This is a genomic window from Janthinobacterium sp. YR213, assembly GCF_900099875.1.
Lineage (GTDB): Bacteria > Pseudomonadota > Gammaproteobacteria > Burkholderiales > Burkholderiaceae_D > Janthinobacterium > Janthinobacterium lividum.
On record NZ_FNDA01000001.1, the window covers coordinates 1,510,922 to 1,523,676 of the forward strand.

10 protein-coding genes are annotated in these 12,755 nt (G+C 61.5%); 3 read left to right on the forward strand and 7 right to left on the reverse strand.

Features of this window, described 5'->3' with window-relative positions:
• The first annotated feature begins 111 nt into the window (after nt 1–111).
• A complete protein-coding gene (locus BLT98_RS06685; RefSeq protein ID WP_092606058.1) occupies nt 112–2,067 on the forward strand; it encodes an alpha/beta hydrolase family protein in 1,956 nt (651 codons plus the stop codon).
• 7 nt (nt 2,068–2,074) lie between these two features.
• Here BLT98_RS06685 and BLT98_RS06690 read toward each other — a convergent pair whose 3' ends face one another.
• The 3 genes from BLT98_RS06690 to BLT98_RS06700 all read right to left on the reverse strand — a co-directional run bounded on the left by BLT98_RS06690 (nt 2,075) and on the right by BLT98_RS06700 (nt 3,827).
• Complete coding sequence (locus tag BLT98_RS06690) at nt 2,075–2,611, reverse strand: AAA family ATPase (RefSeq protein WP_092606060.1); 537 nt, start codon at nt 2,609–2,611, stop codon at nt 2,075–2,077.
• Nucleotides 2,611–3,222, reverse strand: coding sequence for a nicotinamide riboside transporter PnuC (gene pnuC, locus BLT98_RS06695; protein ID WP_092606062.1), 612 nt, complete (start codon nt 3,220–3,222; stop codon nt 2,611–2,613). Before pnuC ends, BLT98_RS06690 begins: the two co-directional genes overlap by 1 nt.
• An 86-nt stretch (nt 3,223–3,308) precedes the next feature.
• Complete coding sequence (locus tag BLT98_RS06700; RefSeq protein ID WP_092606064.1) at nt 3,309–3,827, reverse strand: DUF2867 domain-containing protein; 519 nt, start codon at nt 3,825–3,827, stop codon at nt 3,309–3,311.
• A 67-nt stretch (nt 3,828–3,894) separates the two neighbouring features.
• Here BLT98_RS06700 and BLT98_RS06705 point away from each other — a divergent pair, with 67 nt between their 5' ends.
• Both BLT98_RS06705 and BLT98_RS06710 read left to right on the forward strand, forming a co-directional pair.
• Nucleotides 3,895–4,542: a TetR/AcrR family transcriptional regulator gene (locus BLT98_RS06705; RefSeq protein WP_092606065.1), complete on the forward strand. Its 648-nt coding sequence runs from the start codon at nt 3,895–3,897 to the stop codon at nt 4,540–4,542.
• Nucleotides 4,543–4,578: 36 nt separating this feature from the next.
• Entirely contained in the window at nt 4,579–5,070 is a 492-nt protein-coding gene (locus tag BLT98_RS06710; RefSeq protein WP_092606067.1) for a hypothetical protein, read from the forward strand.
• 27 nt (nt 5,071–5,097) lie between these two features.
• On the opposite strand, the gene BLT98_RS06715 is transcribed toward BLT98_RS06710, so the two are convergent.
• The 4 genes from BLT98_RS06715 to BLT98_RS06730 all read right to left on the reverse strand — a co-directional run bounded on the left by BLT98_RS06715 (nt 5,098) and on the right by BLT98_RS06730 (nt 12,689).
• The gene (locus BLT98_RS06715; RefSeq protein WP_092606069.1) at nt 5,098–5,574 is read right to left on the reverse strand and encodes a hypothetical protein; all 477 of its coding nucleotides are present in this window, start codon (nt 5,572–5,574) and stop codon (nt 5,098–5,100) included.
• Nucleotides 5,575–5,742: 168 nt separating this feature from the next.
• On the reverse strand, nt 5,743–7,890 hold the full coding sequence (locus tag BLT98_RS06720; protein WP_348272728.1) for a S46 family peptidase: 2,148 nt from the start codon (nt 7,888–7,890) through the stop codon (nt 5,743–5,745).
• Nucleotides 7,891–7,977: 87 nt separating this feature from the next.
• Nucleotides 7,978–10,098: a PAS domain-containing sensor histidine kinase gene (locus BLT98_RS06725; protein WP_244517410.1), complete on the reverse strand. Its 2,121-nt coding sequence runs from the start codon at nt 10,096–10,098 to the stop codon at nt 7,978–7,980.
• On the reverse strand, nt 10,095–12,689 hold the full coding sequence (locus BLT98_RS06730; RefSeq protein ID WP_092607010.1) for a chemotaxis protein CheB: 2,595 nt from the start codon (nt 12,687–12,689) through the stop codon (nt 10,095–10,097). The genes BLT98_RS06725 and BLT98_RS06730 overlap by 4 nt, the downstream gene beginning before the upstream one ends.
• Nucleotides 12,690–12,755: the final 66 nt, after the last annotated feature.

Consider the following 12,755-nt stretch of genomic DNA (forward strand, 5'->3'; position numbering starts at 1 on the left):
CATGCCCCTATTCGTGGACGAAAATATCAAATAATTAAAATATTACACTGTGGTAATTATTAAATTGCTATAATTACCACCCTTATTTTATTATCCGCGCAAGGCATCTCCATGAAACAGCATGTGTCGTCACTGATATTTGCCAGCCTGATCCTGATCACCGGAGGCAGCGTCCACGCCACCGAGGCAGCGATTCCCATAGAGCAATTCACCAGCAAGGATCGGTTCAGTACACCACGCCTGTCGCCAGATGGCAAACACATAGCGGTCACGACTCAGATGCAGCAGGGCGGGCGCAGCATCCCCATCATCACCATCTATGCATTGCCGGACATGAAAGCGGTAGGCATGCTGCGCCTGCACATATTTGAAGTGCCGCTTAACTACCTTTGGTTGACGAACACGCGTTTGGTACTGCGCAAGGGTCTGGAACTGGGGGAGCTGGAACAACCGGTATCAACTGGTGAAATCATCGCTTTTGACCTCGACGGCACCAACCAGGAATACCTGTTCGGCTACGATATGTTCCGCTCGTCGAGTCGAGGCGACCGCCTCGACGATGATCATGGCTATGCCCGCATCAACGGCGTTCCCTTGCCGCGCAATAGTCACGTCTTTCTGTCAGCCCAGGAATGGGATCGTGACCGGTCAAAGTTATACGACGTCGACAGCAAGAAGGCCCATCGCAAGACCCTGGCCGACATCGCTGCACCACGCCTGCAGTTTGTGCAGCAGCGCAATAGCGTACCGCGCTTCGCCTACGGCTGGGACGACAAGAACGAGCCGGTGTTGTACCGTCTTGATGACGTCAGCGGCCAGTGGCGTCTCACCCCTCCCATCCCAAAACAAACCACAATCCCGTTCCACTTCACAATGGACGACAGCGCTTTTTTTGCTACCCATGCCGTCAACGGTGGCCCTGAGGCCCTGGTGCGGGAAGAGCTGGCTAGCGGAAAACGAGTGGTTCTAGCGCAAGATCCTGTTGCCGACCTGAGCAGCGTAATGTATGACGCCAACGAGATGCCTTTCGCAGTATCTCACCAGCTGGGCCGTACCCGTGCCATCTACCTGGACGCCAATAGTGCGGACGCCCGGCTGCACAAGCAATTGAGCGCATCTTTTCCGGACGAACATGTACGCTTCATCAACTTCACAGATGACGGCACCACCTTGCTGTTTTCCGTCTACAGCGATCGCGACCCGGGCAGCTATTACCTGTACGACAAGGCCAGCAACAAGGCGGAACTGCTGTACTCGACCATGCCTGGCATCGACCCGGATCGCATGGCCGAGCGCCGCCCCATTGCCTTCAAGGCACGCGACGGATTGCAACTGCATGGCTATCTGACCATGCCGAAGCATGCGCCAGGCGTTAAATTACCGCTGGTTGTCATGCCCCACGGCGGACCGCACGGCGTCTACGATACCTGGTCGTTCGACAGCGATGCGCAGTTCCTCGCCAGCCGCGGCTACGCGGTACTCCAGGTTAATTTCCGCGGTTCCGGGGGCCGTGGCGAGACTTTCATCCGGGCAGGCTACCGTCAATGGGGCGAAAAAATCCAGGACGACATCCTGGACGGCCTCGCCGCTGTAATTGCCGAAGGCGAAGTCGATGCCGGGCGCGTCTGCTCATACGGCGCAAGCTTCGGCGCCTACTCGGCAATGATGCTGACCATACGTGCACCTGGCACCTTCAAATGCGCTATCGGCTATGCCGGCGTATATGAGCTTAGGTTGTTCAAAGAGGAGGATGATGCGCGCCGCCACAAATATATCCGGCATGCCTACCAGGACTATATCGGTGAAAACAACAAGGAACTCGACGCCATCTCGCCTTCACGCCTGGCTGACCGGATCAAGGTGCCGGTATTGCTGGTGCACGGCGACAAGGACAAGACGGCACCACCGGAACACGCCGAGTTGATGCGCAAGGCCTTGGTCAGGGCCGGCAATACACCGCAATGGATGATGGCGCAAAACGAAGGACATGGCTTCTACATGACCAAAAACGCCACCGCGTTCTATCAACAACTGGAAAGCTTCCTGGCCGAACACATCGGAAAATAAGGCCGGTTTACCCCACCCTGCCTGGGGTGCTGGCGCTCAACCAGGCATCCGCCTGCGCCAGCCGCACCGCCAGGCTACCGCTGACGAGCAGGTAGGAAATCTGGCGCTCAGCCAGTTCATCGAGCAGCTGGCGATGAATCAGCTGGCGCACGGCTTCCGACTCGCGCTGCAAGCCGTCGGCTACCCACGGGCTGTCGGGCGCCGTCACCAATGTCAGATCGTACTGCGTGGCATCGGCCAGCGCCGCCAGCGGCGCATCGGCGCCATTGAAATAATGGCGGCTGTAGACCACCGTCATCAACGGCGTCGTATCGCAAAACAGGAAGTGGCGCGCCTGCGCGGTGGCGGCCGCTTCGCGTTCGACTTGCGTTCGCGCAATGCCAAACTGGTCGGCCGCAACGGGCACCCGGCCCTGCTTCTCGACAAATTCGCGCAAGTATTCCGGCACCCAGACGGTGCCGTAGCGTTCGGCCAGGGCGGCTGCCAGGGTCGACTTGCCCGACGATTCCGCGCCCAGGATGGCCACGCGCACGCAACGCTCCATCACTTGAGGACCATCGCGCTCGGCGCGGCCGGGGCCGACTTTCTCCACGCCAGCAAGCCGATGATGGCCATCACGACGAAGAAGGCATACAGCACGGCCGTCAGGGTCAGGCCCTTGTGCACATACAGCCACACGTACAGCACGTCGACGATGATCCAGGCGATCCAGTTTTCCAGTTTCTTGCGCGACAGCAGGAATTGCCCCACCAGGCTGCCTGCCGTGAGGAAGCCGTCCGCGTGGGGCACGTCCGTATCCGTCGTCGTCAGCAGCCAGGCGATCAGCAGGAAGCCGACCAGCCAGCCTGCGGCGCACGCCATCCAGCCGCGTCCATCGAGGCGCGTGACGGGCAAGGTCTTGCCGCCGCTGGCCGGGTGCAGCCACTGGTACCAGCCCCAGAACGAGACGCTGATGAACAGCAGTTGCAAGGCCATGTCGCCATACAGGCGCGATTCGAAAAACACGAAACCGTAGGCGGCCGAGGAAATGATGGCGAACAGCCACGCCCAGTGATTCTGGCGGATGTTCAGCGCAACGGTTGTCAATGCCAGGACAAAGGAAATCAGTTCAAGCGGCGTGGTGGCAAAACCCAGCAGGAGAAGCGTATCGTTCATGGGAATCGTGATGAGGCTGGTGGTGCAGTATGCAATACCAGCCATGAATAAGCAAGATTGCCCGCACCGCCGCAGCCCTTCCCTACTCAGGCAAAGCCCCCCTTGACGGCGCGCGCCAGCGTACGCCGCACGATCAGCTTGTGAAATGGCCGGATCACCAGGATGTAGGTACGCCCTATCCAGTTATGGCAATGCACGACGGTGGAAAAGGTGACGCTGCCATGCAGCCCCGCGTCCCGGTTGCGCAGCACGGACAAACGGAAGTCCAGGTGGCTATCGTCCTCGCCCACGATGATTTCATCATCGCTGACGGCATAGATGCGAAAGATGCCGATGCGTCCATCAGGCTTGGCCGCCAGCTGTCTTGCCGTCTTGATGCCGAAGGGCGAGACTATCGTGTCGCGCACCGCCAGCAGCCACTGCGCCCAGCGCGGCTGGCTGCACAGCACCACACGCGCCAGGGCCTGCATATCCATCTGCCGTACACCAGCGCTGGGCAGGCCGACGGCATACGCGTCGGCCAGGTTGCTGCCCGGATACAAGGGGGCGATGCTGGCGCCTGGCGGCAAGGCCACGGCGCGTACCACGTTGCTTATCTCTTGCATGTGCTCTCCATGTGTTCAGTGATAACATGGCCATCATACACGACAATGTGAACAGCGATAACATAGAATGACAAGCACAAGTACTTACCATCACGGCAACCTGCGCGACACCCTGGTCGCCGCCACCATCGCCCAACTGGCACAGCAAAGCGACGCCACCCTCTCGCTGCGCGAACTGGCGCGCACGGTGGGCGTGTCGATCGCCGCCGTGTACCGCCACTTCCCCAGCAAGGAAGCCTTGCTGGCCGACGTGGCGGCAGCCGGTTTCGCCAGCCTGATCGCCAAATGGGAGGCAGAACTGCCGCCGCAGGGCAGCCTGCCCTCCGAACAGCGTTTTCAGCTGCTGGGCCAGCAATACATCGAATTCGCCCTCGCCGCGCCGGCCCATTACCGGCTGATGTTCGAACACCAGGACGTGCGCCAGTTCCCCGCCCTGATGGAAGCGGCGCAAGCGTGCTTCCAGTACGTGCTGCAGACGGCCGGCGCGGCCGTGCGCGAAGCGGGCCTCGACCCGCGCTGGGACAAGGCCGCCGCCAGCGCCGGCTGGTCGCTGGGCCATGGCTACGTGATGCTGCTGCTCAGTGGCCGCCTGGCCATGGCGGACGGCGGCAACGATTTGTCGCCGGCGATGGTGCCGCGCTTTTTCCAGTTGCCGGTGGAGGCGTTGCGGCAGGCTGCCTTGCCAGGCGGGGCAACCGCAATCAAGTCAGATTGACCCAGTGATCGGCGAGTGCCAACGTCAGGAACTTTCATGCGCAACATATCGATAGACACGCTCTCGGTGACCGCCAGGCAATGCATTGCCGTAAGCTGCCTGCAACGCTTTTGCCAGCGCTTTGACATTCACCATCCGGCGCTGTCCGCATTCGCCGAACACGTGTGGAAGGTGGCGCAGCTCGCGCCTGGGGATTTTGCAGCCTGGGAACGCGGCTTTGCTTGCCTGGCCGTCACGGGCATGGGCGACCCCTGGCCGGATGACATCCGCCTGGCCATGCCCGGGCACCTGCTCGGCACGCTGGAGCAGCTTGTCGGGCATGTGCTGGAAACGAGCGCCTGCACCTGGCATGGCGATGACCTTCCGGCAAGCCGGCGGCAGCTGGAAGCCGTGCTTGATATCTGTGCCAGGCACGGCGTGGCGGCGCCACCGCTTGCGCACTATGTGCAGCACGATGCGGCGCTGCGCGGCGGCTGGGGGCCGGTGCTGACGGACGGGGAAGTCAGGCGCTGGCAAGCCCTGCTATAGCGCGCGGCCTGCAATGGCGGCGGAGGCTCACGCCGGCAAGCCCTGGCGCACCTGGTCGAGCAGCCGCTCCTCTTCCTCCGTATCCGCATCGATTTGCGTGACGACGGTCCAGAATTGCGGGCAGGTCCTGATCTGCTCGAAAGCCTGGCTCGTTTCAAGCCGCACCATGGTTTTCCTCAGGCTGTGCAGATAGCCCTCCTCGATGGCATCGAGCAGTTCGTCATCGGCAGCGTCGATCAGCTCGAGCAGCGCGCCTTCGATCCTGGCATACCCCTCCTCCCACAGCTGGCCGATTTCCGGCACGTCGACTTCGATGCACTCGTTCGACCAGTCCGGCGGATAGTAATCGCGCTCCCGGTTGGCGGGATCGGTGTCAAGGCTCAGCGAAAGGGATGGAAACGATACGGCGTTGAAGGCAAAGGCGGAAAATGCCTGATCCTTGAATGGGGACGCGCCCAGCAAGGCCAGCGACGCGCTGGCCAGCTTGAAGCAGGTTTCTTCCACGTCGTACGCAGTTTCAAATGTCTGCCAATCAAGGGGCAAAGCGGGAGTCGTGGGCATGGCGGGCCTGTCGGAAATGAATAAAGGTGAATGGGAATTATACGTGGCGCCGCCGCAAAAAAGCCGCATCGGCCCTGCGGCGGATGCGGCTTTTATCCCAGCTGGGAAAAATTACTTCTTGGCAGCCTTCGGATACTTGATGGTCATTTCCTGCAGCAAATTATCCGCGTGGTCCACTTCCTTCATCACCCACAGCATGTAACGGATGTCGAGGTGGATGGCGCGCGTGATGGCCGTGTCGAAGTACCAGTCCTTGGTGATCGATTCATACGTCGAATCGAAGTTCAGGCCGATCAATTCGCCGCGCTTGTTCATCACGGCCGAGCCGGAATTGCCGCCCGTGGTGTCGGCGCTGGTGAGGAAGTTGACGGGCACCGTACCCAGTGCCGGGTCGCGGAACTGGCCGTAGCGTTTTTGCTTGACGGCGTCAATCAGGCCTTGCGGCGCTTCGAACGGGGCCTTGCCCGTGACTTTCTCGACGATGCCTTCCACGGTCGTGAACGGTCCCTTGGTGATGCCATCGCGCGGCGAGTACGGCGATACCGTGCCATACGTGACGCGCAGGGTCGAGTTGGCGTCAGGATAGACCGGCTTGCCTTGCGACTTTTTCCAGGCAATCACGGCTTGCATGTATTGCGGAATCACGCGTTCCAGGTTGCCGTCGATTTCCTTGCGGCGCTCTTCCAGTGCCGCTTCGACGGGCTGCAGCTTGATGGCCAGCGCCATGAAGGCGTCGTCGGACTGGGCAACAGCGGCCTGGTCCTTTTCCAGCCAGGCCAGGCGCTTGGCCGTATCAGCCAGTTGCGTCTGCTGGTACAGGGCCGCCACGGCACTTGGCGCCGGCAGCAGCGCGTCCAGGCCTTGCGGATGGCTCTTCGCCGCCAGTTGCGCGTAACGCTTCAGGCCCGCCTCAAAACGCGCCTGGTCGACCTTGTTGACATACGACTGTTCCAGGCGGGCCAGACGGGCCTTGATGAAAGCCAGGTCGCGCTGCTGGAAGCCCGATTCGCGCTCGGCGTCCGCCTTCTGGCGCTCCAGCGACAAACGGTAGAGGGTGCGCGCGCTTTTCAGCAAGTCGCTGTTGGTGGCCACGCTCCAGGCGAACTCTTCTTCGCTCAAGGCCATGTCGCTGGCGATCGCCGCGTCCAGTTCGGCCAGCAGGGTCGGCGACACGTTCGGCTGTTTCGCATACCAGGCGCGGAACTCGGCATCCTGCACGTCCTTGATGGCAGCGATGTCCTTGCGCGCGAAACCGTCGAGCAAGCCCTGGGTTTTCTTCAGCACGTTGTTGATGCTTTTCACCACGCTCGCATAGCGCACGGCAGCGGCCGCGTCGCCATTCGTGGCGTCAGCCATCACGGCCAGGTCCGCTTGCAGTTCCGACACTTTCAACGGGAAGGCCGTATCGCGCGCGAAGCGGATTTCCGCCGGCAGCTTGTAGCGGCTGGTGCGGCCGGGGTAGCCCGCCAGCAAGATGCCGTCACCGGCTTTCAAGCCTTCGGCCGAGACCACCAGGAAATCCTTCGATTTGTACGGCACGTTGTCGGGCGACGGGTCGGCCGGACGGCCATCCTTGCCCACGTAGGCGCGCAGGAACGAATAATCGCCCGTGTGGCGCGGCCATTCGTAGTTGTCGATATCGCCGCCGAAGTTGCCGATCTTGTCCGATGGCGCGTACACGAGGCGCACGTCGCGTATCATCATCTGGCGGATGCGGTAGTACTCGAGGCCGCGGTGGAAGGCAGGCACGGAGCAGCGGTACATCTTGTCCGTTTCGCATTCGGCGATCAGGTCCTTGACGCGCTTTTCCACGGCTTCGTGGCGCGCGCGGCCGCTCATGTCCGCCGTCAAGCCTTTCAAGACGCGGTCGCTGACGTTCTCCACCTTGTCCGTCACATACACGAGGCTGTTCGGACCGCCCGGCAGCTCTGCGGCGCGCGTCTTGGCCAGGAAGCCGTTGGTGATGTAATTGTGTTCCGGCGTGGAATTGCGCTGCACGGCACCATACGCGCAATGGTGGTTCGTCACCACCAGGCCGGCGTCGGAAACGAAAGCGGCCGAGCAGCCGCCCAGCGACACGATGGCGCTCATCGGGTGCTTGCTCAGGTCAGCCAGTTTTTCTGCAGGAATTTCGATGCCGACCCGTTTCAGTTCGGCTTTCAGCTGTGGCAGCTGATGTGGTTGCCACTGCCCTTCGTCGGCGTGTGCGCCGGCGAACGCGCCCAACAAGGCGACTGGTAAAACGATTGTTTTGAACAAGATATGCCCCTCCATAAATAGCAGGCGAAAGTATAGCCTGTCCAGGCGGCATGAGTCGGCAAAAATTAACCCATTGCAATTTCTGTATCAGGCGGCCGGCCGCCCCGCCCCCTGCAAGGGAATCTGCAGGGCCAGGCGGCAACCGGCGCCCGATGCCGGCATGCCGACCTCGAATTGCCCGCCCAGCGCCGTCACCCGCTCGGCGATGCCGATCAGGCCGAAGCACTGTTTCTTGCGCTGCTGCTGCGGCGTGATGCCGATGCCGTTGTCGCTGATGACCATATACACGGCGCAGGCATCCGAGCTGAGTTCGATCTCCACCTGGCTGGCCTGGGCATGGCGCATGACGTTGCTGAGCGCTTCCTGCACGATGCGGAACAGCACGATCTCGACCTGGCTGCCGATGGAGGAAAACAATGCCTCGTCGCGTATCAGCAGCTGGCAAGCGATGCCGCTGCGCTTGCGGAAGTCGCCCACCTGCCACTCGATGGCCGCTTGCAGGCCAAGGTCCAGCGCCATCGGGCGCAGCTCGTTCATGATGCCGCGCACGCTCTTGATGGTGGTGTCGACGTTGCTGAGCACGGCACCGACGCGGCGGTGCAGGCGCGGATGGGAACCTTCCGTGCGCGCGCTGAGCATGGAAATATCGATGCGCAGCGCCAGCAGGTTTTGCCCCAGCTCATCGTGGATATCGCGCGAGATGCGCTTGCGCTCGTCTTCCTTGGCCGTTTCCAGGTGCAGCGCCAGCTGGCGCAGCTGCGCATGCGACTGGCGCAGGGCGCCATCCATCAGCTTGCGTTCGGTGATATCCGTATGCGCCACCACCACGCGCAGCGGCCCTTCGCCGAGAAAGCGGCTGATCCTGGCCTGCGACCAGCGGGGGCCGGCGCGCGTGGCAAACTCATACTCGAGCGCAAACGTGTCCGCATTGCCGGCAATGACGGCGCGGATGCCGGCGGCCAGCTCGCGCCCGGCGCTGCGCTGCCAGCGCGGGTCCAGCTCGCAAAACTCCAGGTAATTCTGCGGTTTTTGCATCTGCCCGACAAAATCCAGGCACGCCTGGTTGGCATGCGCGACGCGGCCCGCCCGGTCCAGCACCAGCACGCGGTCCGTCAATGAATCGATGGTGGCGTGAAAGAAGCGCTCGGCATCGCGCAAGGCTTCCTGCGCCCGCTCGCGCTGGTGCACTTCCAGCTGCAGATGCTGGTTGGCCCGCAGCAATTCGGCCGTGCGGTCGACCACCCGCTGGTCCAGCTCGCGGTGCAGCTCGCGCAAGTCCGCCTCGGCCAGCTTGCGCTCGGTGATGTCGGAAAACACGCCAACGAAATGGCTGATCGCGCCATCCGGGCTGCGCATCGGCGTGATCGACAGCGACTCGACGAAGCGCTCGCCATTCTTGCGGCGGTTCACCAGTTCGCCATACCAGCTGCCATCCTGGTGCAGGCTGCGCCACATGGCTTCATAGAAATGCGGCAAATGCGTGCCGCCGCCGAGGAAGGACGGATCGCGGCCGATGGCTTCCTCCGCCTGGTAGCCGGTAATGGTGGTGAAAGCGGGATTGACGGAAATGATGCGGTTGGCGCTGTCCGTCACCAGCACGCCTTCGCGGATACTGTCGAGTATCACAAAAGCGCGCCGCAAGGCCGATTCGCGCGCGTGCTCGTCGCCCAGGTCCGTCACCACCATGCGCGCCGTGGCGCTGTCCGCATCGTAATTGGCTTCGATGCGCACCATGCCGCTCATGCCACCCGCTTCGCCTTCAAACAATTGCGCTTCAAGCACCTGGCGCGCACCGTTGGTAAAGACCGCATCGAGGAAGCGGCGGAAGTCCCCTTGCGCCTGCGGCGCAACGAATTGCTCGAAACGCCGTCCCAACAGCCGGTTCTTGTCGCGTTGCAACAAGCCGCAGGCTGCCACATTGACACGCGTGATCACGCCTTCGCGCGCCAGCGAAAAGTAACTGACGGGCGCCTGTTCATACAGCTGCGCATAACGGTCGCGGCTGCTTTCAAATTCATTTTTCAGCTGTTCCAGCTCGGCCAGGGCCGCGCTCTGCATTTCCAGCTCGATCTGGCTGACCTGCAGCTCATGCAGCTGACGCATCACGTCTTCATTCGACTGCGGCACGGGCTGGCGCTGCTCCGCGGCCAATTGCTCCGCCTGCTCTCTCAGGCGGGCCGGCGCGCTGCCGTCGAATGGTTCGCTCATGACGCGTGCTCGCCGCTACTGCCGCCGGTCACGGCGCCGGACTGGATCTGGCGCAGCTGGGCTTCCAGCAGTTTCGACTCTGTAATGTTGATGAAGGTCACCACCACGCCATCGATCACATTTTCAATCGTGCGGTACGGCATGATGCGCACGTTGTACCAGCGCCCCGTCTTGGTTTCCACTTGCCGCTCGCAAAACACCAGGCTGCGGATCACTTCCAGCGCATCGTCTTCCAGGCCCGGATAATCGAGGTCATTGACGATGTCGCTGAGCGGACGGCGCAAGTCCGTCTGGATCAGCTTATAGATTTGCGTGGCCGGCGCCGTGAAGCGGCGGATGCGCAGGTCGCTGTCGAGGAAAATGGTGGCGATATCGGTACTATTGAGCAGATTCTTCATGTCGCTATTGACCAGCGACAAATCATCGACCTTCGATTGCAGCTCGGCATTGACCGTGTACAACTCTTCGTTGAGCGACTGCATCTCTTCCTTCGACGTGGTCAGCTCTTCGTTCGTCGATTGCAGCTCTTCATTGGTCGACTGCAGTTCCTCGTTGGCCGATTTGAGTTCTTCGCGCGACGTCTGCATCTCGTCGCGCACGGCCTGGATTTCATTGCGCGCCTGCGCCAGTTGCTGTTCCAGTTCCAGCACCTTGGGGTTCGGCGAGCGGCCGCGGCGCGCCTCGGCCACCAGCGGCGCGCTGGCAAACGTGACGAACACCATGCCGCGCAAGGATTCAGGCTGGCTCAGCGCTTCCGCGCTCAGGTCGACGCCCAGCGACTGTCCCAGGTGGTCCTTGACCACCAGCCCCTTCAGGCGCACCACCCTCTCGCTCTGCAAGGCTTCCTTGATGAGGCCAGCCAGCTCGTAGCGCAAGCCTTCGCGCGCCATCGCATGGATATTCCAGTTGGCCTTGCCGGCTGCCGGTTCGAGGAAGGCGCCCGTGCGCCCGTTGATGTACAGGATGTCGCCATCCTGGTTCAGCAGCGCGGCGGCAGGCGAATATTTCTGGAGCAATAATTGCTCGACATGGGATTGAATCTTTCCAGTCATGCTGACTTCTCTCGTGTCGCTAGGTGTAGGGGGGGATGCCAACGATACCTTGGTAGGAAAATACGTGGGCAGACGCTGACGCGCCAGGTTGTCGAGGCGGCGGTACAGTCGGGTCGACGTGGTCAGCGGCGAAAACAGGTCGGAAAAATGGCCGGGCGTGTCGGCGCTGCCCAGCAGCAAAATCCCGTCGCGGTTCAAGGCGTAATGAAACAGGGGTATCAAACGCTGCTGCAGCTTGGCATTGAGATAAATCAACAGATTGCGGCAGCACAGGATGTCGAGCTTGGTGAACGGCGGGTCGGAAATGATGTTTTGCTGGGCAAAGATGATCGTGTTGCGTATCTCTTTTTTCACGTGATAATCGTTCTTGTCGCGCAAGAAGAAACGCCCGAGGCGTTCGGCCGACACGTCGCTGCTGATGCTGTGCGGAAAGCGTCCCTGGCGCGCGCGGTCGATGGCGTCGGCCGACAGGTCGGTGGCAAAGATCTGCAGGCTGTACTTCGACGGCGGATTGATGCTGGCCACCACTTCATGGAATACCATGGCCAGCGAATACGCTTCCTCGCCCGTGGAACAGGCGGGCACCCAGGCCTTGAAGGCACGCCCGTCCGGATGGGCCGCCAGCAATTGCGGCAAGGCGACCATCTTCAGATATTCCCACACTTTCGGGTCGCGGAAGAAACTCGTCACGCCGATCAGCAATTCCTTGAACAGCAAGTCGATTTCGGTGGGATTGGCACGCAGATACGGCACGTATTCTTCCATCGACGTCATTTGATACAAGCTCATGCGCCGTTCGATGCGCCGCAGCACCGTGTTGATCTTGTAATCCGTGAAACTGTTGCCCGTGTGTTCGGACAGCAAGGCGACAATTTCCTGCAAGGAATTGCGCCCGTTCGGTTCGTGGCCCGGCAGGCTGAGGAAGCTGCTGCGGAACAGATAGGTGATGATCTTGTCCGGCATCTTGTCGGGAAAGTCGACCAGGTCCACCACTTCCGCGGCAATCGCGCTTTGCGGCATCATGTCGAACTTGGCCGTGTCCGGATGCTGGGCCAGGGTCAGGCCCCCTGCCTGCTTGATCGCCTGCAAGCCGCGCGTGCCATCGTTGCCCATGCCGGAAAAAATCACGCCCACGGCCAGTTCGCCCAGTTCGCTTGCGAGGCTTTCGAAAAAGGTGTTGATGGGCAAGCGGTGCCCGCGCAGCTGCACCGGTTCGCTGAGCACGAAACGCCCCTTGGACAAGCCCAGGTCGGCATTCGACGGTATCACATAGATATGGTTGGGCCGCAACTCCGCCTGGTGCGTGATTTCCGTGACGGGGATGCTGGTGGCGCGCTGCAGCAGTTCCGGCAGCATGGCCTTTTGCGTGGGATCAAGATGCTGGATCACCACATAGGCAATCCCGCTCTCCTGCGGCACGTTCGCCAGGAAGGCAACGATGGGATCGAGTCCGCCGGCGGATGCGCCGATGGCCACCACGGGGAAAACGATGGTGGCCACTTCAGGGACGGAAGCATTGCTGTGTTTACTGCGTGTCATCTTCTGCAAGAGTGCAGCCACGGCCAAAGCGTCAGGCTGGGAATTGATAATCTTGCATTCTAGCAC

Bases quoted from the DNA above. Each gene is read 5' to 3' on its own strand.
- BLT98_RS06705 (WP_092606065.1), top strand. From the start codon at position 3,895: ATGACAAGCACAAGTACTTACCATCACGGCAACCTGCGCGACACCCTG.
- BLT98_RS06725 (WP_244517410.1), bottom strand. From the start codon at position 10,098: ATGAGCGAACCATTCGACGGCAGCGCGCCGGCCCGCCTGAGAGAGCAG.
- pnuC (WP_092606062.1), bottom strand. From the start codon at position 3,222: ATGAACGATACGCTTCTCCTGCTGGGTTTTGCCACCACGCCGCTTGAA.
- BLT98_RS06685 (WP_092606058.1), top strand. From the start codon at position 112: ATGAAACAGCATGTGTCGTCACTGATATTTGCCAGCCTGATCCTGATC.
- BLT98_RS06710 (WP_092606067.1), top strand. From the start codon at position 4,579: ATGCGCAACATATCGATAGACACGCTCTCGGTGACCGCCAGGCAATGC.
- BLT98_RS06730 (WP_092607010.1), bottom strand. From the start codon at position 12,689: ATGACACGCAGTAAACACAGCAATGCTTCCGTCCCTGAAGTGGCCACC.
- BLT98_RS06700 (WP_092606064.1), bottom strand. From the start codon at position 3,827: ATGCAAGAGATAAGCAACGTGGTACGCGCCGTGGCCTTGCCGCCAGGC.
- BLT98_RS06690 (WP_092606060.1), bottom strand. From the start codon at position 2,611: ATGGAGCGTTGCGTGCGCGTGGCCATCCTGGGCGCGGAATCGTCGGGC.